Origin of the sequence: Streptomyces yerevanensis (assembly GCF_000716805.1) — a bacterium.
Classification (GTDB): domain Bacteria; phylum Actinomycetota; class Actinomycetes; order Streptomycetales; family Streptomycetaceae; genus Streptomyces; species Streptomyces flaveus.
Genome location: NZ_JNWJ01000057.1, coordinates 27796 through 47271, shown reverse-complemented (window position 1 = coordinate 47271; position 19476 = coordinate 27796). Strand labels below are relative to the sequence as shown.

Annotated in this window: 21 protein-coding genes; 12 read left to right on the top strand and 9 right to left on the bottom strand. The window is 70.5% G+C overall.

Annotation, left to right across the window (positions count from 1 at the left end; translation table 11 throughout):
• Positions 1 to 219 precede the first annotated feature (219 nt).
• Positions 220 to 1065 carry a spermidine synthase gene (locus OP79_RS38925; protein ID WP_033327378.1) on the top strand — a complete coding sequence of 282 codons (846 nt, stop codon included), beginning with the start codon at positions 220 to 222 and terminating at the stop codon, positions 1063 to 1065.
• 32 nt (positions 1066 to 1097) lie between these two features.
• On the opposite strand, the gene OP79_RS38920 is transcribed toward OP79_RS38925, so the two are convergent.
• From OP79_RS38920 to OP79_RS38910, 3 genes are all read right to left on the bottom strand, one after another.
• Complete coding sequence (locus OP79_RS38920) at positions 1098 to 2402, bottom strand: MFS transporter (protein ID WP_033327377.1); 1305 nt, start codon at positions 2400 to 2402, stop codon at positions 1098 to 1100.
• 90 nt (positions 2403 to 2492) lie between these two features.
• Positions 2493 to 3527, bottom strand: coding sequence for a DUF8017 domain-containing protein (locus tag OP79_RS38915; RefSeq protein WP_033327376.1), 1035 nt, complete (start codon positions 3525 to 3527; stop codon positions 2493 to 2495).
• Between the two features lie 64 nt (positions 3528 to 3591).
• The gene (locus OP79_RS38910) at positions 3592 to 4551 is read right to left on the bottom strand and encodes a DUF8017 domain-containing protein (RefSeq protein ID WP_033327375.1); all 960 of its coding nucleotides are present in this window, start codon (positions 4549 to 4551) and stop codon (positions 3592 to 3594) included.
• Between the two features lie 87 nt (positions 4552 to 4638).
• Here OP79_RS38910 and OP79_RS38905 point away from each other — a divergent pair, with 87 nt between their 5' ends.
• The 3 genes from OP79_RS38905 to OP79_RS38895 all read left to right on the top strand — a co-directional run bounded on the left by OP79_RS38905 (position 4639) and on the right by OP79_RS38895 (position 6820).
• Positions 4639 to 5076 carry a DUF4442 domain-containing protein gene (locus OP79_RS38905; protein WP_033327374.1) on the top strand — a complete coding sequence of 146 codons (438 nt, stop codon included), beginning with the start codon at positions 4639 to 4641 and terminating at the stop codon, positions 5074 to 5076.
• Between the two features lie 162 nt (positions 5077 to 5238).
• A complete protein-coding gene (locus OP79_RS38900; RefSeq protein ID WP_033327373.1) occupies positions 5239 to 5460 on the top strand; it encodes a hypothetical protein in 222 nt (73 codons plus the stop codon).
• Between the two features lie 544 nt (positions 5461 to 6004).
• Complete coding sequence (locus OP79_RS38895) at positions 6005 to 6820, top strand: SAM-dependent methyltransferase (RefSeq protein WP_033327372.1); 816 nt, start codon at positions 6005 to 6007, stop codon at positions 6818 to 6820.
• 49 nt (positions 6821 to 6869) lie between these two features.
• On the opposite strand, the gene OP79_RS38890 is transcribed toward OP79_RS38895, so the two are convergent.
• Complete coding sequence (locus OP79_RS38890) at positions 6870 to 7784, bottom strand: helix-turn-helix domain-containing protein (protein WP_078492283.1); 915 nt, start codon at positions 7782 to 7784, stop codon at positions 6870 to 6872.
• Positions 7785 to 7972: 188 nt separating this feature from the next.
• On the opposite strand from OP79_RS38890, the gene OP79_RS38885 reads away from it, so the two are divergent.
• Positions 7973 to 8791, top strand: coding sequence for a DUF427 domain-containing protein (locus tag OP79_RS38885; protein WP_033327371.1), 819 nt, complete (start codon positions 7973 to 7975; stop codon positions 8789 to 8791).
• A gap of 91 nt (positions 8792 to 8882) precedes the next feature.
• Here OP79_RS38885 and OP79_RS38880 read toward each other — a convergent pair whose 3' ends face one another.
• Positions 8883 to 9413, bottom strand: a complete 531-nt coding sequence (locus OP79_RS38880; protein ID WP_033327370.1) for a gamma carbonic anhydrase family protein — start codon at positions 9411 to 9413, stop codon at positions 8883 to 8885.
• A 120-nt stretch (positions 9414 to 9533) separates the two neighbouring features.
• Here OP79_RS38880 and OP79_RS38875 point away from each other — a divergent pair, with 120 nt between their 5' ends.
• A complete protein-coding gene (locus tag OP79_RS38875) occupies positions 9534 to 10325 on the top strand; it encodes an acyltransferase (RefSeq protein WP_033327381.1) in 792 nt (263 codons plus the stop codon).
• Here OP79_RS38875 and OP79_RS38870 read toward each other — a convergent pair.
• Positions 10322 to 11173: a DMT family transporter gene (locus OP79_RS38870; protein ID WP_033327368.1), complete on the bottom strand. Its 852-nt coding sequence runs from the start codon at positions 11171 to 11173 to the stop codon at positions 10322 to 10324. The two genes, OP79_RS38875 and OP79_RS38870, sit on opposite strands and share 4 nt — an antisense overlap.
• 93 nt (positions 11174 to 11266) lie before the next feature.
• Here OP79_RS38870 and OP79_RS38865 point away from each other — a divergent pair, with 93 nt between their 5' ends.
• Both OP79_RS38865 and OP79_RS38860 read left to right on the top strand, forming a co-directional pair.
• Positions 11267 to 11839 (top strand): helix-turn-helix domain-containing protein, encoded by a 573-nt coding sequence (locus OP79_RS38865; RefSeq protein WP_033327366.1) that lies wholly within the window; start codon positions 11267 to 11269, stop codon positions 11837 to 11839.
• A 43-nt stretch (positions 11840 to 11882) separates the two neighbouring features.
• Entirely contained in the window at positions 11883 to 12440 is a 558-nt protein-coding gene (locus tag OP79_RS38860; RefSeq protein ID WP_033327364.1) for a YbaK/EbsC family protein, read from the top strand.
• Positions 12441 to 12448: 8 nt separating this feature from the next.
• Here OP79_RS38860 and OP79_RS38855 read toward each other — a convergent pair whose 3' ends face one another.
• A complete protein-coding gene (locus OP79_RS38855) occupies positions 12449 to 13534 on the bottom strand; it encodes a cation diffusion facilitator family transporter (protein WP_033327362.1) in 1086 nt (361 codons plus the stop codon).
• Positions 13535 to 13596: 62 nt separating this feature from the next.
• On the opposite strand from OP79_RS38855, the gene OP79_RS38850 reads away from it, so the two are divergent.
• Complete coding sequence (locus OP79_RS38850; protein WP_033327360.1) at positions 13597 to 13956, top strand: ArsR/SmtB family transcription factor; 360 nt, start codon at positions 13597 to 13599, stop codon at positions 13954 to 13956.
• A 9-nt stretch (positions 13957 to 13965) separates the two neighbouring features.
• On the opposite strand, the gene OP79_RS38845 is transcribed toward OP79_RS38850, so the two are convergent.
• Positions 13966 to 15513, bottom strand: coding sequence for an FAD-dependent oxidoreductase (locus OP79_RS38845; RefSeq protein WP_033327358.1), 1548 nt, complete (start codon positions 15511 to 15513; stop codon positions 13966 to 13968).
• 127 nt (positions 15514 to 15640) lie between these two features.
• Here OP79_RS38845 and OP79_RS38840 point away from each other — a divergent pair, with 127 nt between their 5' ends.
• The 3 genes from OP79_RS38840 to OP79_RS38830 all read left to right on the top strand — a co-directional run bounded on the left by OP79_RS38840 (position 15641) and on the right by OP79_RS38830 (position 19041).
• Entirely contained in the window at positions 15641 to 15820 is a 180-nt protein-coding gene (locus OP79_RS38840) for a hypothetical protein (protein WP_033327356.1), read from the top strand.
• A 100-nt stretch (positions 15821 to 15920) separates the two neighbouring features.
• Complete coding sequence (locus OP79_RS38835) at positions 15921 to 18191, top strand: catalase (RefSeq protein ID WP_033327354.1); 2271 nt, start codon at positions 15921 to 15923, stop codon at positions 18189 to 18191.
• A gap of 34 nt (positions 18192 to 18225) precedes the next feature.
• Positions 18226 to 19041, top strand: coding sequence for a VOC family protein (locus OP79_RS38830; RefSeq protein ID WP_033327351.1), 816 nt, complete (start codon positions 18226 to 18228; stop codon positions 19039 to 19041).
• 24 nt (positions 19042 to 19065) lie between these two features.
• On the opposite strand, the gene OP79_RS38825 is transcribed toward OP79_RS38830, so the two are convergent.
• Positions 19066 to 19473, bottom strand: coding sequence for a CoA-binding protein (locus tag OP79_RS38825; protein WP_033327349.1), 408 nt, complete (start codon positions 19471 to 19473; stop codon positions 19066 to 19068).
• Positions 19474 to 19476 lie beyond the last annotated feature (3 nt).

Sequence of the window (19476 nt, the reverse complement as noted above, 5' to 3'; positions counted from 1 at the left end):
GGAGGGGTCGTGGGCCGGTGCGTCGTATGCCCGTCGCGTAGGTTCTGTCTCGGAGGACCCGCACCGTGTACCAACACCGAGTCGTATGCCCGGCCTGCGACGGGCTGACGCACCGGCCCACGGCCCCGCACCCCCCCACCCACCCAGGGGCGCGGGGAACTGCGCGACCAGCCACGACGGCGCCGCAGCCGAAAACGAACCCAACCGCCGGAGGCACCCGTGGACGAACGGATACCTGTGACCCGCCCCGTAGACCACGGAACCGCCAAACTGCTCCCGGACATCGACCGCAAGCGCGCCTGGCTGCTGACGGTGAACGACGCCCCGCAGTCGTACGTCGACCTCGACGCACCAACGCACCTGGAGTTCGAGTACGCCCGACGGCTCGGGCACGTCCTCGACACCCTCGGGGAGCCCGGGCGCCCGCTCGACGTACTGCACCTCGGCGGCGGCGCGCTCACCCTGCCCCGGTATCTCACCGCGACCCGACCGGGCTCCCGCCAGGACGTCGTCGAGGCCGACCGAGGGCTGATCGACCTGATCAACGAGCACGTTCCCGTCCCCGACGACGCCGGCATCAGACTGCACGCCGCGGACGCCCGCACCTGGCTGGAAACCGCTGCCCCCGACTCCGCCGACGTCGTGATCGCCGACGTCTTCGGCGGCTCACGCGTCCCGGCGCACCTGACATCGGTGGCGTACGCCCGAGCCGCCGGGCGGGTCCTGCGCGGCGGCGGGGTGTATCTGGCGAACCTCGCCGACACCGCGCCGTTCGCCTTCCTGCGCTCCCAACTCGCCACGTTCTCCACGGTGTTCGAGGAACTGGCGCTGATCGCCGAGCCGGGCGTGCTGCGCGGTCGCCGGTTCGGCAACGCGATCCTCGTCGCCGCCCATCACCCCGTCGACACGGCCACCCTCGCCCGCCGTACGGCCGCCGACGCGTTCCCGGCCCGCCTCGAACACGGGGCCGCGCTGCGCGACTTCATGGGAGACGCCGAGCCCGTACGGGACGAGAACGCGGTGCCGTCACCCGAACCACCGGACGGCGCGTTCAGCATCGGCTGACGCGGTCTTCACAGCGCCCCTCACGATCCGCCTCACGATCCGTCGGCCGGGCGCTTCCAGCCGGCCGGCTCACTCGCCGTTGGCACTCCCACCACCACTTCCTTCGTACGCCGCGTCATGTTCCGTACGTCGGACACACACAGCACCCCCGCCGTCACCACGACCACCAGCACGGTGCACCCCCACAGGGCCGCCGTACGCCCGAAGGCCTCCTCCGCCGGACCCGCGAGGGCCGTGGCCAGCGGGACCATCGAGACGGAGCCGAACCAGTCGTAGGCCGAGACGCGGGAGAGCCGGTCCTCGGGGATCTCCTGGTGCAGCGCGGTCATCCAGGAAACCCCGAAGACCTCGAGGGCCACACCGCTCACGAACATCACCGCACAGAGCCCGGCAACCGACAGGGGCACCGCGAGCGCGGCCGACGGCATGGCCAGCGGGAAGACGCAGAGGGTGCCCGCGAGCAGCATGCGGCGCGGTTTCCAGCGCATCATCAGGATCGCGCCGCCGACGTTCCCGGCGCCGAACGCGCCGAGTGCCAGCCCCCACGGAGCGGCTCCGCCGAGGCTGTCCCGGGCGACCAGCGGTCCGTACACCGACTCGGCGGCGGCGACCACGGCGACCACGACGGAGAACTGCGCCACGATCGACCACAGCCAGGGCCGGCCGACGACCTCGCGCCAGCCGTCCCGGAGATCGGCGAGCAGGCCCTCGCCCGGCTCGCGCGGCGGTATGTGGCTCACGTCGAGGAAGGCCCGCAGCGACCCGGCGACCGCGAACGCCACCGCGTCCACGGCGAGCACCCAGCCGGGGCCGATCGCCGCCACCATCGCCCCACCGACGGCCGCCCCGCCGAGACCGGACCCCTGCGTCGCCAGCCGGAACAACGCGAAGGCGCGGCCGACCTGTTCGCCGCTGACGGAGGACATCAGCATGCCCTCGGCCGCGGGGCCGAAGAACGCCTGGCCGGTGCCGCCGAGCGCGGTCAGGAGCATCATCTGCCAGAGCTGCGGCTCCCCGGCGAGTACGAGGACCGCGAAGGCCGCCTGCGAAAGGCAGTTGAGGGTGTTGGCCGCGACCATCACCCGATGCCGCGGCAGCCGGTCCGCGACCGCGCCGCCGATCAGCAGGAACAGCACCAGCGGGAGAGTGCGGGCCGCCGCCACCAGGCCCACGTCGCCGCCGTCGCCACCCGCGTCGAGTACCGCGAACGCCGCCGCGATCAGGGCGCCCTGGCTGCCGAGACTCGTCACGACCGAGGCGGCGGTCAGCAGTGTGTAGTTGCGGCCCGCCCATTCGGGGCGGCGCGGGCGTTTCGGGGCGGCGGCGGGACTGGTCACTGGTGAACTATCGCGTCACCGCCCCGACTTGCCAATCGCCAATCGCGCCGAAGCCCCCAGAACCCTCAGAACCTCAGAAAGTCCGTCAAGCTACGAATTCGTGGGGGCGGCATCGGTGAGGCGTACCGTCTTGAGGATCTTCTGAACGGTCGCCTCCGGAATCTCCTCGTCGACGCCCTTGGCGCCGTAAAGGTTCCAGGTGACGAAATCGCCCGCGCCGTTCTTGAACGCGAAGGTGATGGCCTTGCCGTCGGAGGCGCACTTTCCGTTCTGCGGCGTGTTCTTCGAATACGCCGTGGCGACGCTTCCCTCCAGGCCCGAAGTCGTCTTGAAAGGCTTCGGCTTGGTGAACGTGATGCTCTTCTTGTCGGGCTGCGTAAAGCCGCCGAAGATCCACCACGGGACCCGGGTCTCGGCCGCCTGAGCCGTGCTCGTGGCGCCGTTCTCACCACGCGTTCCGGCGGTGGCGAGAGCGGTGTCCTCCTCGCGGCCGTCCTTGTCGGAGTCGTCCGAGCACCACTTGGACTTGAGATAGGCGGGAGCCGTGACGGTGGTCCGGTCCGTCTTGCCCTTCTCTTCCCATTCGAAGCCGACGCTGGTGCCCGCGCTCTCGATTTCCCAGTCGGCGGGCACATCGAACTCGGTGCCGAACCGCGGGTTCACCACGACCTTCCAGCCGGGAACGGTCGGCTTCTCGCTCTCGGTGCCGCGCGGGTTCTCCCCACCACCGGATGCGGGCGCGCTCGGCTTCTTCGACGCGGGAGCCGTGGCGGCCGGGCTCTTCTTCTCGGAGTCGTTCGCCGTGTCGTCCTTGTCGCCGCCCAGGACCAGAAATCCGGTGACACCGGCCGCGACGACGACGGCGGAGGCCGCGACGATCGCGACGACCTTCGTCTTGTTGTTGCCACCGCCGCCCTGCGGCGGCTGGGGAGCGCCCAGCGGATCCGCTGGCGTGGGCGTACCCCAGCCCGGCTGGCCGGGCGGCTGCGCATAGGGGTTGGGCTGCTGCTGATATCCGGGCTGCTGATACGGATTCGGCTGCTGGTACCCCGGCTGCTGATAGGGATTCTGATTCGGATCCTGCGGGTTCTGCTCGCCCCCGGGCGGCTGCTGTCCTGGCCACATGGGCGCCCACCCTAGCGGCGTGGGGACACGTTTTTGTCACTGACACTCGTCAGCGCTGTACCGGTCAGGACCCCGACGGGTCCGTGTACAGCCGCACGGTGCTGAGGATTTTCTTCACCGTTGCGTCCGGTACCTCACCGGACACGCCTTTTGCGCCGTGGAACGACCAGGAGACGAAGTCGCCGTCGGCGTTCTTGAAGCCGAACACGGTCGACTTGCCGTCGCTGTCACATTTACCCGACTTCTTCACACTCGTGGACCACGCGGTGCCCACACTGCCCGTGATGCCGGACTTCGTCGTGTACGACTCCACGGCATTGGAGTCGATGTTCGTCTTCTCCGGTTGCGTATACGCCCCGTAGACCCAGGCATTCGAGTCGGCGCGAGCGATCTCCTCGGTGCTCTTTGCGCCGTTGTTGCCCCGGGTGCCCGCGCCTGCCAGCGGCGTGTAGTCCTCGCTGCCGTCCTTGTCCTCGTCCGTCCCGCACCACTTCGACTCGAGGAATGCCGGAGCCGCGAAGGCGGCCAGGGGCTTCTCCTCGGGATCGTCGTCCTCGGTGACGTACGAGACCCAGTCGGGGGACTCGAGCGCCCAGTCGGCAGGCACGTCGAAGGCGATGCCCGTCTTGGGGTTCACCACGGCCTTCCAGCCCGCGATCGTCGGCTGTTCGCCGTCCGAGCCGCGCGGATTTCCCGAACTGGTGGGCTGCGTACTGGACTTGGCGGGATCCGGCTCGGCCTTGTCTTCCTTGTCGCCGCCGAGCAGGACGAATCCTGTCACGCCCGAGGCGACCACGACGGCCGCCGCCGCGACGATCGCGATGAGCTTCGTCTTGTTGCTGCCACCGCCGCCCTGAGGGGGCTGAGGAGCGCCCGACGGGACGGTGGGGGTCGTCCACTGGCCCTGCTGATACGGGTTCGGCTGCTGATAGCCAGGCTGTTGGTACGGGCTCGGCTGCTGATAGCCGGGCTGCTGGTACGGATTGGGCTGCCCGCCGGTCGGCGGCTGCTCTCCTGGCCACATGGGCGGTCACGATACTGCGATCACATCGTCGGCTTATGGCCAGGGATGCTACTCGCGGGTAACGTGTCGGCTATGAGCGCAGACCAGATGTCGATCGGCGAGATGCTCGCCGCCACGGTGCCGATGGTCCGGACCCTGAACCTCGAGTACCTCGAGACCACACCGGAGAAGGCCGTCCTCGCCCTGCCCGACCAGGGCGAGTTCCACAACCACGTCGGCGGGCCGCACGCCGGAGCGATGTTCACGCTGGGCGAGTCGGCGAGCGGGGCAGTCGTCCTCGCCGCCTTCGGGGACCAGCTCACACGCGCCGTACCGCTCGCTGTCAGCGCGGAGATCGCGTACAAGAAGCTTGCGCGCGGGCCCGTCACGGCCACCGCGACGCTCGGCCGTCCCATCGCCGACGTCGTCGCCGAGCTCGACGACGGCAAGCGCCCCGAGTTCCCGGTGGCCGTCGCCATCCAGCGGGAGGACGGTGCCGTCACCGGAGAGATGACGGTCGTCTGGACACTTCGCCCGAACAACTGAGCCCGTTCGAGGCCTGGTTGCCGAGTCCTGGCAGCTTCCCGGGTACGAAACTGCCGACGGCGGGCGGTGATTCGTACCGGGGGAGCCCGCACGATGGGAAGTGTGGAGGGTGCGCGCTTCCGGGTCCCTGGAATGCGAGGTCGGCTGTGAACGGAGGCTGTGATGGTGCTCGTGGTGATCGTCGGGGTCGCTCTGTTCGGGCTCGTCGCCTGGGCGACGGTCGTGCTGATCCGTCGGGACAGGCGACGCCTCGAAACGACCGCGGACGCCCACCGAATCGAGTCGGCCGCCACACAGGGCATCCGCGACGCCCGCCGCCGGGCCCGCGCACTCGACCGGATCGGCGGCGCCGGCGGGATCAGCCGCCTGGACGTGCGTGAGTAGAAAGTCCCACCCTTCCCGGACCAATGGGACCCACGCTCACTGTGGCCGCCCCACACTCCTTACGAGGAACTGACGCCGCAACCAGCGCTGTTGCCTCTCCCGTCACACAGGCCACTATGGTTCTTCACGTCACCGGCCCATCGGTGGCGGCGAGGCCCGGGACCGGGCGTGAGCCAACAGGGACGGCTCGCGAACGAAGGTCACCAGGGCCACCGGCTTGCCTCTTTCGCCCCCTCGGCGACGAGGCCGGCATCGCCGCGGTGTTAAGAAAGCGGCCACTGCGGCGCTGGGCAGGCGCCCCGGGTCCTCTCCGGGGCGCCCGCACGGTCGCGTACGGCGGGATGTCGGACCCGTACACCCGCTGTCCCGTGATGCGCGGGAATCCAGCCAATGATCTGCGAAACATGGGCAGTTGGCGGCCCGTGCTTACCCGTGCCGAGCCGTGAGGAATAACGTGGGCGGCAACGGCTGGTATTCGCCTATGTGCCTATGCACCTCTTCGACGGGGTTGCGTTCCCCGCACCGACTACTCACAGGAGCGTCCATGACTGATGAGCCGAACATCTCCGACCCGGAGGCGCTCTCCAAGATCGACACCACTGTGCCGCAGTCGGCCCGCATCTGGAACTACTGGCTGGGCGGCAAGGACAACTACGAGGTCGACCGCGTAGCCGGTGACGCGTTCCGTGAGATCTTCCCCGGGATCGAGACCGGAGCCCGTGCCGCCCGGTACTTCCTGGCCCGCGCCGTCAGGCATCTGGCCGCCGAGGAGGGCATCCGGCAGTTCCTGGACATCGGCACCGGTCTGCCCAACGTGGACAACACCCACGAGATCGCCCAACGGGTCGCCCCCGAATGCAAGATCGTCTACGTCGACAACGACCCCTTGGTGCTCGCACACGCCCGCGCGCTGCTCACCAGCACCCCCGAGGGCGTCACCAACTATGTGGACGCCGACCTGCGCGAGCCGGCCACCATCGTGCGGGAGGCCGGGAAGACGCTGGACTTCGATCAGCCGATCGCTCTCATGTTGATGGGCATCCTGGGTCACATCGAGGACTACGACGAGGCCCGCTCGATCGTGCGGCAACTGGTGGACGCCCTGCCTCCGGGCAGTTACCTGGTGCAGTACGACAGCACCAACACCAGCGAGGAGTACGTCACGGCGATCCAGCAGTACAACGAGGGCGGTTCGATCCCGTACATCCTGCGCAGCCCCGAGCAGATCGCGCGCTACTTCGACGGTCTGGAACTGATCGAACCCGGTGTCGCGTCGTGTTCGCGCTGGCGCCCCGACACCAGCGCCTGGGGCCTCCCGGCGGAGGTGCACCAGTACGGCGGCGTCGCCCTCAAACGCTGAAGCCCGCCGGCCGCGCGGCCTGCCGGTCCGCGTCCGAAGGTTCCGAAGGTCAGGTCTCCTGGAGGATCCGGTGCAGGATCGTGGGCGTCGCCTCGGGTGACTGGGCCTGCACCACCAGGCGGTTCATGACGCCCCAGTAGTACTCGATCTCGGCCGGCTTGTCGGGATAGAGGGCACTGGCGAGCTGCTCGAGACAGACCACGTCGGGCAACTGGCCGCCGGGCAGCCGCAGGATGGTGACCGGACCGCCGGACGCGGCATGCCCGCCGGCCCGGAACGGCATGATCTGGACGGTGACCTGCGGGAGTTGAGAGACCTCGATGAGGTGCTGGAGCTGGGCGCGCATCGTGCTCCCGCCGCCCACCGCACGACGCAGCGCCGCCTCGTCGATCACGGCCCAGAGCTGGGACGCCTGCTCCCGGTGCAGGATCCGCCGGCGAGTCATCAGCAGGGTGACCCGCCGGTCCAGCTCGTCCGCGGAGGCGTCCGGATGGGCGAGGCGGAGGGCGGCGCGGGCGTAGTCGGGGGTCTGCAGCAAGGCGGGAACACGCTGGACCTCGAAGCTGCGGATGAGCGTGGCCGCCTGTTCGACTCCCAGGTAGGCCTGCATCCAGCTGGGCACCACGTCGCTGTAGGCCTGCCACCAGCCGGGGGTGTTGGCCTCTTCGGCCAGAGCCAGCAAGGTGGCGCGTTCGGCCTGGTCCGTGACTCCGTACAGCGTGAGCAGATCGGCCACGTCACGCAGCTTGCACCCGTGACGGCCGCACTCCAGCCGGCTGATCTTGGACTGTGAGGCGCGGATGACGTGGCCCGCGGTCTCACGGGAGATCTGCTGTTCCTCCCGCAGTTGGCGCAGCCGCGTACCCAGCACGAGGCGCGGCACCATGGGCCCGGCCGACCCGGCAGACGGGCCGTTCAGGAATTCGCTGTCGGACGGTGAATGTGCGGCCTCTGTGGTGCCCATGGGCATGCTCCCTGCGGTGAACGCAACTCTGCACGCGTGAAAACGCTGAGGTTAGCCATGGTAAGGGCTGACCGGTACCTGATCTTCGACTTGACGCAACCCAACGGATCAACGACCCAAGGGGAACCGTTCGGCTCTATATGACCGGTTTTCTTGCCCTCGGCGGGGGCGTCGGCGAGCATGGGTCAATGAGTGTGTTGTTCACCATGCGATCCGTACGGACCACCCCGGAGGGCTTCCTGTGGGAGCCCAGCGAACGCTGGGTCCGTGGCCGCAAGGGCGATGTCACCGTCGTCGACAGCCACCACCCCGTACTCGTCTGGGAGCCGGACCGGCCCGTCCCGCTGTACGCGTTCCCCCGCGACGAGGTCCGCGAGGACCTGCTCCGGCCGGCGAAGAACCCCCGGACGGGCAAGCACTCCGGATCGCAGATCTTCTACGACCTCGAAGTCGACGGCGAACTGCTGGAGAACGCGGCCTGGACCTACCCCGCCGACGACCTGGTCGGCCACATCGCCTTCGAGTGGTCCGAGCGCGGTGGCCGGGGGCTGGACCACTGGTACGAGGAGGAGGAAGAGATCTTCATCCACCCCAAGGACCCGCACCACCGGGTGGACGCTCTCGCGAGCAGCCGTCACGTCCAGGTCGAGATCGACGGCAGGGTCGTCGCCGACACCCGCCGTCCGGTCCTGCTCTTCGAGACCGGCCTGCCGGTGCGGTACTACATCCCGCGCGAGGACGTCCGCCTCGATCTCTTCGGCTCCACCGGCCACAGCACGGGCTGCCCCTACAAGGGCACCGCCGAGTACTGGTCGCTGCGGGGCGATCTCGACGTCCCCGGGAACATCGTCTGGAGCTATCCGGACCCGTTGCCCACGGTGCCCGCCATCAAGGGACTCCTCGCCTTCTACAACGAGGCGGTCGACATCACCGTGGACGGCGAACGTATCGAGCGGCCCGTCACCCCGTTCACCGAGACGCTCTCGACGCGACCGTCAACGAGCTGACTTCTCCCGCTTTCGGCTTCGCTCGAGCCGGGGCCCGTCGTGGGCGCGACCAGCCACAACGGACCCGCAGACCGCTGACAGCCGACAGTCGTTACTTCTCGTGCGCTTCGCGGTGCGTCTGCGCCAGCTCCGTGTAAACCGCCGCGTTCAGCACAATCCCCTCGCGCTCCTCCGCTGTCAGTTCCCGCCGCACCTTCGCCGGTACGCCCGCGACGAGCGACCCCGGCGGCACCCGCATCCCCTGCGGCACCAAGGCCTGCGCGGCGACCAAGGATCCCGCCCCGATCACCGCGCCGTTCAGCACGGTGGCACCCATCCCGATCAAACAGTCATCCTCGACCGTGGCACCGTGCACCACGGCGTTGTGCCCGATCGAGACGCGTTCTCCGACGGTGATGGGGAAGCCGGGGTCGACGTGGAGTGTGCAGTTGTCCTGCACGTTGCTGCCCGCGCCGATGGCGATCGGTTCGGACTCGGCACGCAGCACCGCGCCGTACCAGACGCTCGCGCCCGCGTGCAGCGTCACATCGCCGAGCACCACGGACGTGGGGGCGGCGAACGCCTCCTGATCCACCTTCGGATCCTTGCCGCCCACGCTCGCGATCAGCGCCTTGTGCGTCATCGTCAACTCCTCGTCTCGTCGCTACCGGCACCGTAAGCCATCGGTCCGGACAGCCGGGTGGGGCGAAGATCACAGGTGTACGGCCTCTTGGGTGCGACGCCCGCTGAGTACGGTGAGCGGGTGCCCAGAAGCAGGAACACGTTCTCGTCATGGCGGCGCCGCCTCGTCCAGCGCGCCGTGCATGCGGGCTGGGCCTGGGTGCAGCGCACGGGATCCGTGAGCGCCGAGAGCCCGGGACGGTTCCGCTTCGGCGCGATGGGAACAGGTACCAGACTCGCCTTCCCGCTCGGCACGGTCTTCGGTGAGCCGTGGATCCATCTCGGCGCCCACTGCATCGTCGCCGAACAGGTCACGCTGACCGCCGGGTTGATGCCCGATCTCGATCTCGGGCCCGATCCCATTCTGCGCATCGGCGACGGTGTCGTGCTGGGCCGCGGCAGCCACGTCATCGCCGACACGACGGTCACGATCGGCAGCGACTGCTACTTCGGGCCCTATGTGTACGTGACGTCCACGAACCACTCCTACGACGATCCCCACGAGCCGATCGGCAAGCAGTGGCCGCGGATGGAGGCGGTGGAGATCGGCTCCGGCTGCTGGATCGGGACGGGTGCGGTGATCCTGCCCGGCGCGCGGATCGGGCGGAACGTCGTGGTGGCGGCCGGTGCGGTGGTCCGCGGCGTGGTGCCCGACCACGCGGTGGTGGCCGGGGCTCCGGCGCGCGTCGTACGGCGCTGGTCGCCGGGCGACGGCTGGCAGCCGCCCCTGCGTACGCCGGCACCGGTGCCGATCCCCGAAGGCGTCACCCCGGACCAGCTGCTGGCCCTGACCGAACTCGACGCCGAGAGCGCGGCCCGCCTCGCCGCGCTGGGCGCGGAGGGCGCCGTCGACGACGTACGCGCCGACTCCTAACCGGTGGCCAGCAGTACGGTGCCGACGAGGGCCAGGCCCGCGCCCGCCGCCTGGACGCCGCGCAGGCGTTCGCTGAGGATGCCGCGGGCGGCCAGGGCCGTGACCACCGGGTAGAGCGAGGCGAGTACGGCCGCCACGGTGACCGGGCCTGTCTGGGCGGCCAGTGAGTATGTGCCGTTGGCCGCGACATCGGCGAGGCCGACGAAGGCGAGGGCCGGGAGCGCGGCCGGCGAGACCTTCGGGGGAGCCTCGGTGCCGCGGCGGACGGCGGCGTACAGGGCTGTGCCGCCCGCGAAGACGTTCGTCACGCGCTGGACGAACAGGGCGAGGAAGAGGCCCGTGAGGTTGGTCGAGGCCTCGGCGATCAGGGCCATCACCGCGCCGAAGCCGAACGCCGCGAGCAGGGTGAGCAGGACGGCCTGCCGCTGCACCGGGGCGCCCTTGAACTGCGGGCCCCCGGCGAGCACGACGCCCACGACGGCGACCGCGATTCCCGCGAACTGCAACAGCCCCGGCCGCTCGCCGAGGACGAGACCCACCCCCACCGGGACGGCGACGCCGAGCGAGCCGAGCGGCGAGACGACGCCCATCGGGCCCAGGGCGAGCGCCTTGTAGAAGGCCAGCATCGCGACCGGCCCGACGAGCCCGGCCGCCACCGCAAACCACAGCTGCGGACCCGCCTCGCTCCAGGCGCCCGTCGCCACGACGATCGCGCCGAGCACGACGGTGGCGATCGACTGAGAGGCGACCACCACGGTCAGGGCCGGCATACGTCGTGTCAGCAGCCCGCCGCCGAAGTCGGCCAGCCCCCACAGAAGGCTGGTGGCCAGAGCGAAGAGTGCTGTCACGGGATGCCTCGCAGTACAGTGCAGTGAACGAACAGGTGCACCACACCGTAGTGCAAAGTATTGAACTCTGTCATTCATAATATTGGACGTGATGTGTCGGACCTCAACCTGCTGACCCAGTCCCTGGCGCGCAACGTCAAGCGCTGGCGCAGCGAGCGCGGCTTCACCCTGGAGACGCTCGCCGCTCGCGCCGGGGTCAGCCGCGGCATGCTCATCCAGATCGAGCAGGCGCGCACCAACCCCAGCCTCGGCACCGTCGTCAAGATCGGCGACGCCCTCGGCATCAGCATCACCACGCTGCTCGACTACGAGCAGGGGCCGAAGGTCCGCATCGTCCCGGCCGAGCAGGCCGTACGGCTCTGGCACACCGACGCCGGCAGCTACAACCGGCTCCTCGCGGGCACCGAGGCGCCCGGCCCGCTGGAGATGTGGGACTGGCTGCTGATGCCGGGCGAGGGCAGCTCTTCGGACGCGCACCCGACCGGCACGGTCGAACTCATCCATGTCACGGCGGGCGAGCTGGCGCTCACCGTCGACGGCACGGAGCACCGGGTCCCCGCGGGCGCGAGCGTCTCCTTCGAGGCCAACGTCCCCCATACGTACGCCAATTCGGGCGACGTACCGCTGGAGATGGTCATGACGGTGTCGGTACCGGGCGTGCACTGAGACACCCGTCGAAGGCCGCCGGTCCTCCTGTTAGCGTGCGGTCATGCGCGCACCGATCGGACACTTCGACAACGCCACGCCCGCGCCCGACTGCCTCGACGAACTGACCCGCCCGGTCGCCGACGCCGTACGCCACTGGCGCGGCAACGTTCCCGCCGAGCAGATCGTGTACGTCGACACCGAACCGGACTGGGCCGACACCGCCACGTTCCTCGAGCACTACGGTCCGGAGCTCCTCGACCAGTCCGCCAACTGCGTGGTCGTCGCGGGCAAGCGGGGCGGGGAGAGCACGCTCGCCGCCTGCGTCGTGCTCTCCGGCACCCGGGTCGATGTGAACGGCGTGGTCCGGCGTCAACTGGGCGCGCGCAAGGCGTCGTTCGCGTCGATGGACACGGCTACCGGCGAGACCGGGATGGAGTACGGCGGGATCACGCCGATCGGGTTGCCTGGCGACTGGCCGGTCCTTGTGGACTCGGCCGTGGTCGATCTGCCGTACGTCCTGGTCGGCAGTGGCCGTCGGCGCGGGAAGCTGCTGGTGCCGGGGAAGGCGTTCGCGGAGCTTCCCAGCGCCGTGGTGCTGGAAGGGCTCGGCGTCGCCTGATGTGCAGGTCACGCCGTGTGGTGGGCCAGGGCAAGGTGGGGATCCGTCTCGCCGGGCGCGGGTGACGGGTCGGCGTGGACCAGGGCCGCGGTGAGCCCGGGAACGGCGTGCAGCAGGGCGTGCTCGGCCTCGACGGCCACGCGGTGCGCCTGACGTACGGTCACGTCACCGTCCACGACCACCGCCACCTCGGCCCGCAGCCGGTGGCCGATCCAGCGCAGCCGCAGCTCGCCGACGGACTGCACGCCCGGCACCTCCCGCAGCGCCCGCTCGGCCCGGTCCACCAGCGCCGGGTCGATCGCGTCCAGCACCCGGCGGAAGACCTCGCGTGCGGCGTCGCGCAGGACCAGCAGCAGGGCCACCGTGATCGCCAACCCGACGATGGGGTCGGCCAGTTTCCAGCCGAGCGCCGCGCCGCCCGCGCCCAGCAGGACGGCGAGTGAGGTGAAGCCGTCGGTGCGCGCGTGCAGGCCGTCCGCGACGAGCGCGGCCGAGCCGATCGCGCGGCCGACGCGGATGCGGTAGCGGGCCACCCACTCGTTGCCCGCGAAGCCGATGACGGCCGCGGCGGCGACGACCGGAATGTGCGTGACCGGGCGCGGATCGAGCAGCCGGTCGATCGCCGTCCAGCCCGCGAAGACCGCGGAGGCGGCGATCGTCAGCACGATCACGAGGCCCGCCAGGTCCTCGGCCCGGCCGTAGCCGTACGTGAACCGTCGCGTGGCCGCGCGCCGGCCCAGCACGAAGGCGATCCCCAGGGGTACGGCGGTGAGCGCGTCGGCGGCGTTGTGCACGGTGTCGCCCAGCAGCGCGACCGAACCGGAGATCACGACGACGCCCGCCTGCGCCGCGGCGGTCACGCCGAGCACGGCCAGTGAGACCCACAGGGCCCGGATGCCGCGGGCGGAGGACTCCAGGGCGGCGTCGACCTTGTCGGCGCTCTCGTGGGAGTGGGGGGTGAGGAGGTGGCTCAGCCGGTGGAGCAGATGGGAGAGGCGCCCGCGATGCCCGTGCTCGTGCCCTTTGTGCTCGTGCCCGTGATGTTCGTGATGCCCGTGCTCAGAATGGCCGTGGCCGTGGTGCTCGACGCTCACAAGGGTCCCCTTTCCGTATGCGGGAGTGGACTCGGCGAGGCCCACGGAGCCATTATGTGCGTATGAGCGCACGCATGCACCTATCACCTGCGCAGGATGCGCATCCGCGTACCCCCGGCGAGGAGCAGTTCGCCCTCGCCGCCGAAGTCCTGGCCCTCCTCGGCGACCGCACCCGGCTCGCCCTGCTGCACGCCCTCGCCGACGACGAGGCCGACGTCACGACGCTCACGGAGCGGTGCGGCGCCGCCCGGCCGGCGGTCAGCCAGCATCTGGCGCGACTGCGTCTCGCGGGCCTGGTGAACACCCGCAAGGAGGGCCGCCGGGTCATCTACTCCCTGCGGGACGGCCATCTGCGCCGGGTCGTGGACGAGGCGCTCAACCTGGCCGACCACCGGCTGAGCGGCCGACCCGCCCACGACTAGGGCCGCTCGTCAGTCCTCCGGCGGCTCTTCTTCGTGCACGTCTCGCTGCTCCAGGGCATGCGTCGCCGGGCCCTGCACCACCCGGCCGTCCGTGTCGAAGCGCGAGCCGTGGCACGGGCACTCCCAGGCGCGCTCCGCCGCGTTGAACGCGACCAGGCACCCCATGTGCGTACACCTCGCGGACACGGCGTGCAGGCGACCGTCCTCGTCGCGGTAGACCGCGCAGCGCTGTCCGCCGTGTCGGACGACGGCGCCGGTGCCGGGCGCGATGTCGGCCAGGGTGTCGGCGTGCGACGGTGGGAGGCGGTCGCCGACGAAGTGCCGGGCCACCGTCGCCTGGTGCCTGAGGAAGGCCGGGGCCTCACGGAGTACGGAACGCAGGCGCCGCGGATCGTACAGCTCGGCCCACGGCGGGCGGTTGTCGGTGATCAGTCCGGTCAGCAGTCGGCCGGCCATGATGCCGCCGCTGAGTCCCCAGCCGCCGAAGCCGGTCGCCACGTACGCGTGGCGGGACAGCGGGGGCAGTGGGCCGACGAGCGGCACGGTGTCGGTGGAGTCGTTGTCCTGCGTGGCCCACCGGTAGGTGGGCGTGAGGCCCGGGAAGTGCTCCTCGGCCCAGTCGGTGAGGCGTGCGAACCGTTTGTCGGTGTCGCCGGTGCCGGGGGTGAAGTGCTCGCCGGTGACGATCAGCAGCCGTCGGCCGTCCTCGTACGGGGCGGTGCGGACCGAGCGGGTGTCCTCCTCGGGCGTGATGTACATGCCGTCGGGATCCCGGTCCGCGGAGATCGGCGCGGCCACGACGAGTTCGCGGCGCGGGGAGAGCCGGGTGAACAGCAGCGCCCGGTCGAAGACCGGATAGTGAGTGGCGATCACGACATGGCCGGCGGTCACCCGCGCCCCGGTCTCGGTCGTCAGACGGCAGGCATCGCCCGTCTCGAGGCCGAGGACCCGGGTGCGCTCGTGGAGGAGGGCGCCCCGGGCCCGTAGATCCTCGGCGAGGGCGAGGAGGTACTTGCGCGGGTGGAACTGGGCTTGATGCGCGACGCGGACCGCCCCGGCCACGGAGTAGGGAAGACCCGTCTCGGTCACGAACTCCGCGTCAAGGCCGGCCTCCCGGGCAGCCTGAGCCTCGGCGCGGATCTCGTCGGCCCGGCGCTCGTCCCGGGTGTAGGTGAACGCGCTCCTGCGCTCCCAGTCGCAGTCGATGCGCAGCTCGTCGACGACGGCCGCGGCGTGCTCGATCGCCTCGGTCTGCGAGCGTGCGTACAGGTGCGCCGCCTCAGGGCCACGGGTCCGGCGCAGCCGGTCGTAGATCAGCGTGTGCTGGACGGAGAGCTTCGCGGTGGTGTGGCCGGTGACGCCCGCGGCGACACGGTCGGCCTCCAGGACCGCGACGCCGCGCCCGGCGCGGGCCAGCTCCCAGGCCGTGCTGAGTCCGGCGATGCCCGCGCCGACCACGGCCACGTCGACGGTCACATCCGTGTCGAGCGGTGGATACGTCTCGCCGGGTGCCGTGTCCATCCAGTACGAGCCCCGGATGTCTGCTTTCTCGGTCATAAGCTCCGAGTCCCCTCGAGCCGCGGGCCGAAGCGTCCGCCCGGCCCGGGCGCGGAACGCACCGCCCGTTTGGAACGCGGGCGCCGGGTACTCGGAGCCACGAGCGGAAGACGTAGGAGGTGCCCTCATGGAACCCGGCACCAGCGCGGACATCGAGTCGGCCGGCGTCGAGCCGGTGATCGCGGAGCGCAGGACCGAAGACGGTGCGCGCGCTGTTCTTTCAGTTCGCCGCGAGGCCCGCAGGGAACAGCGGGGTGAGCAGGAGCCCGCGGGCCTTCAGAGCAACATCATCCTGGGCGAGGACTGATCGCTCCGCGCGGCCCGGGTCGGCGAAGGCGGGCTGGTTCAAGGGTTCGGTCGGGGGTACCCAGGCGGCGCAGAACACTCCCCGACCTCTTGGAAGTGCGATGAGCGACAAGAACCCGCTGAAGGCCGCAGCGCACAAGGCAGGCGACGTACTGCGCGAAGACGGCCCGGCGGACGGCGTCCCCGGCAAGCCCGGAGCACACACGCCGTCAGTCGCCGAACCGACCGAACCCCACGCACCCCTCCCGCCCAAACCCGACCAGAGCGCACCCGAAACGGTCAGCCCCACGGGACGACCGACGGGCGCAGATCAGTCCACCAACGCCCAGGGTGACGCCTACCTGACGACGGCCCAGGGAGCCAGGCTCTACGACACCGACCACTCACTGAAGGCCGGTGAGCGCGGGCCCGTTCTGCTGCAGGACCACCATCTGCGGGAGAAGATCACCCACTTCGACCACGAGCGCATCCCCGAGCGGGTCGTGCACGCGCGCGGGGCCGCCGCGCACGGTGTCTTCCGGAGCTATGGCACCGCCGCGAAGGTCACCAAGGCGGCCTTCCTGACCGGCGAGGCCGAGACCCCGGTGTTCGTACGGTTCTCCACGGTGCTCGGCTCGCGCGGCTCCTCGGACACGGTGCGCGACACGCGGGGCTTCGCGACGAAGTTCTACACCGGCGAGGGCACCTTCGACCTGGTCGGGAACAACATCCCGGTCTTCTTCATTCAGGACGCGGTCAAGTTCCCGGACATCATCCACGCCGGAAAGCCGCACCCCGACCGGGAGATCCCCCAAGCGCAGAGCGCCCACGACACGTTCTGGGACTTCGTCACGCTGCACACCGAGGCCACCCACCACACGCTGTGGAACATGTCCGACCGGGCCATCCCGCGCTCGTTCCGCACGATGGAGGGCTTCGGCGTCCACACCTTCCGGCTGGTCAACGCCGAGGGCGCCACCACGCTGGTGAAGTTCCACTGGAAGCCGAAGCTCGGCGTGCACTCCCTGGTGTGGGAGGAGGCGCAGCTCATCAACGGCATCGACCCGGACTTCCACCGGCGCGACCTCGCCGACGCCATCGAGGCCGGTGCCTACCCGCAGTGGGAACTGGGCATCCAGACCTTCCCGGACAACGCCGAGCAGACCTTCGAGGGCATCGACCTGCTCGACCCGACGAAGATCGTCCCGGAGGAACTGGCGCCCGTGCAGCCGGTGGGCCTGCTGACCCTGAACGCCAACCCGTCGAACTTCTTCGCCGAGACCGAGCAGGTCGCCTTCCACCCCGGCCACCTCGTGCCCGGCATCGACATCACCGACGACCCGCTGCTGGCCGGCCGGCTCTTCTCCTACCTGGACACCCAGATCTCCCGCCTGGGCGGGCCGAACTTCGCGCAGCTCCCCGTCAACCGCACCCACGCCCCCGTCAACGACATGCACCGGGACGGCATGCACCAGACGGCCGTCCACACCGGAGCGGCGCCCTACCGGCCCAACTCCCTCGACGGAGGCTGCCCGTTCCTCGCGGGCGCCGACACCGGCGCGTACATCGAGACGCCCGTGGAGGTGCCGACAGGCCGGAAGCAACGTGAGGCCCCGGCCTCCTTCTCGGACCACTTCAGCCAGCCCCGGCTCTTCTGGCGCAGCATGTCCCCGGTGGAGCGCGAGCACATCATCGCGGCGTACACCTTCGAGCTGGGCAAGTGCTACGAGCAGGCCGTCAAGGAGCGCGGGCTCCAGGTGCTCGCCAACATCGACCCCGAACTGTGCGGGCAGGTCGCCACCGGTCTCGGCCTGCCCGCACCCGAGGCCACCGTCCCCCTGACGGCCGTCGACCCCAGCCCCGCCCTCTCACAGCTGGGCCGCACCTGGCCGCTGGACGGGCGCGTCATCGGCATCGTCACCGACGAACGCGGCGACCTCGACGGCGTACGCACCGTGCGCCGGGCGGTCCTGGACGCGGGCATGGTCCCGCTGGTGATCGCCCCGGCCGGCGGCAAGCTCGACGCGGAGGGCGAGCCCGTCCAGGTGCAGCGCACCTTCGCGACCGCCCGGTCCGTGGAGTACGACGCCATCGTGCTGGCGGGTGCTCCGGGCCCCGGGAGCGACGCCTACGGAGCGCGGGACGCCAAGGCGGGGGATGCTGGTACGGAAGCAGCCACGGATCCGCGGGTGCTTCTGATGCTGTCGGAGGCCTACCGGCACGGGAAGGCCATCGGCGGCTGGGCGGGCGCCGAAACCGCCCTCGATGCCGCGGGCGTCCCGGCCGGTGCGCCGGGCGTCGTGACCGCGGACAGCGGCACGAGCGCCCTGGAACAGATCACCCGGCTGCTGGGCGAGCACCGCGTCTGGGAGCGATTCGGCACCGGCGGCTGAGCACATCGGTCAGGGAAGCCAGGACGGTACTGCCATGAACCGTGACACCACAGTTCAAGACGATGTCATCTCCAGCGAGTCCGTGTTCGGCGCCCCGTGCTGGGTCAGCCTGACGGCACGCGACGAAGCCGCCGCGGAGGACTACTACCACGCGGTGTTCGGCTGGAAGTTCCGCTCGTTCGCGCTGGGCGACCGGTTCCGCATCGCGTACGCGAACGATGTGCCGGTCGCGGGCATCTCGGCCGTGGCCTCCATGTGGCAGATGGCAGTCGCCTGGACCCCCTACTTCGCCGTGTCCAGCGCCGACGAGGCCGTGGCCCGGGGGCAGGAACGCGGCGGCACGACAGCGGTCGGCCCGATCGCGTTCCCGCCGGGCCGGGCCGCTCTCCTCGCGGACCGCGACGGAGCGGTCTTCGGCATCTGGGAGGGCCGTCTCATCTCCGGCTGGGAGTCCTGGCGCCGGGCCGCCCCCGCCTTCGTACGCCTGCACACCCGCGACGCCTTCGACGCCGCCATGTTCTACGGGGAGGTCCTCGAGTGGGCCTCCCCGAAACCCGGCTGCTGCGAGGTCCACTACGAGGCGGACGAGGTCGTCCTGCGCAGCGAGGGCGAGATCGTGGCCCGGATCCACTCCGGCGCCGTGGAGGCGGCGCCCGACCCCACGATCCGGCCGCACTGGCAGATCCACTTCGCGGTCCCCGACGTCGAGGCCTGCGTCGGCGCCGCGCGGGCCCACGGCGGCACCGTCGTCCGGGTCGGCACGTCGCACACGGAGACGCCTCCGACGGAGGCGGTGCTCCGGGACCCCGACGGGGCGCAGTTCACGGTGACGTCGCGCAAGGACCGCTGAGGACCGGCCTGCGGTTCGCGGATCTCAGCCGAGCTTCGGGATCTCGATGGCAGGGCAGCGGTCCATGACCATGTCGAGGCCCACCGCGCGAGTCCGCTCGTACGCCGCCTCGTCGATGACGCCCAGCTGGAACCAGACGGCCTTGGCGCCGATGGCGGCGGCTTCGTCGGCGACGGGACCGGCCAGGTCACTGTTGACGAACACATCGACGACGTCCACGTCGAAGGGGATCTCCGACAGCGACGCGTACCCCTTCTCCCCATGGACCGTCTCCGCCTTCGGATGCACCGGGACGATGCGCTTGCCGTAGCGCTTGAGGACGCCGGCGACTCCGTAGGCCGCCCGGCGCTCGTTCGTCGACAGCCCGACGACCGCCCAGGTGTCACCGAGCTCGGTGAGGATCTTGCGGACCGTTGCTGAGTCGCCGTACACGTT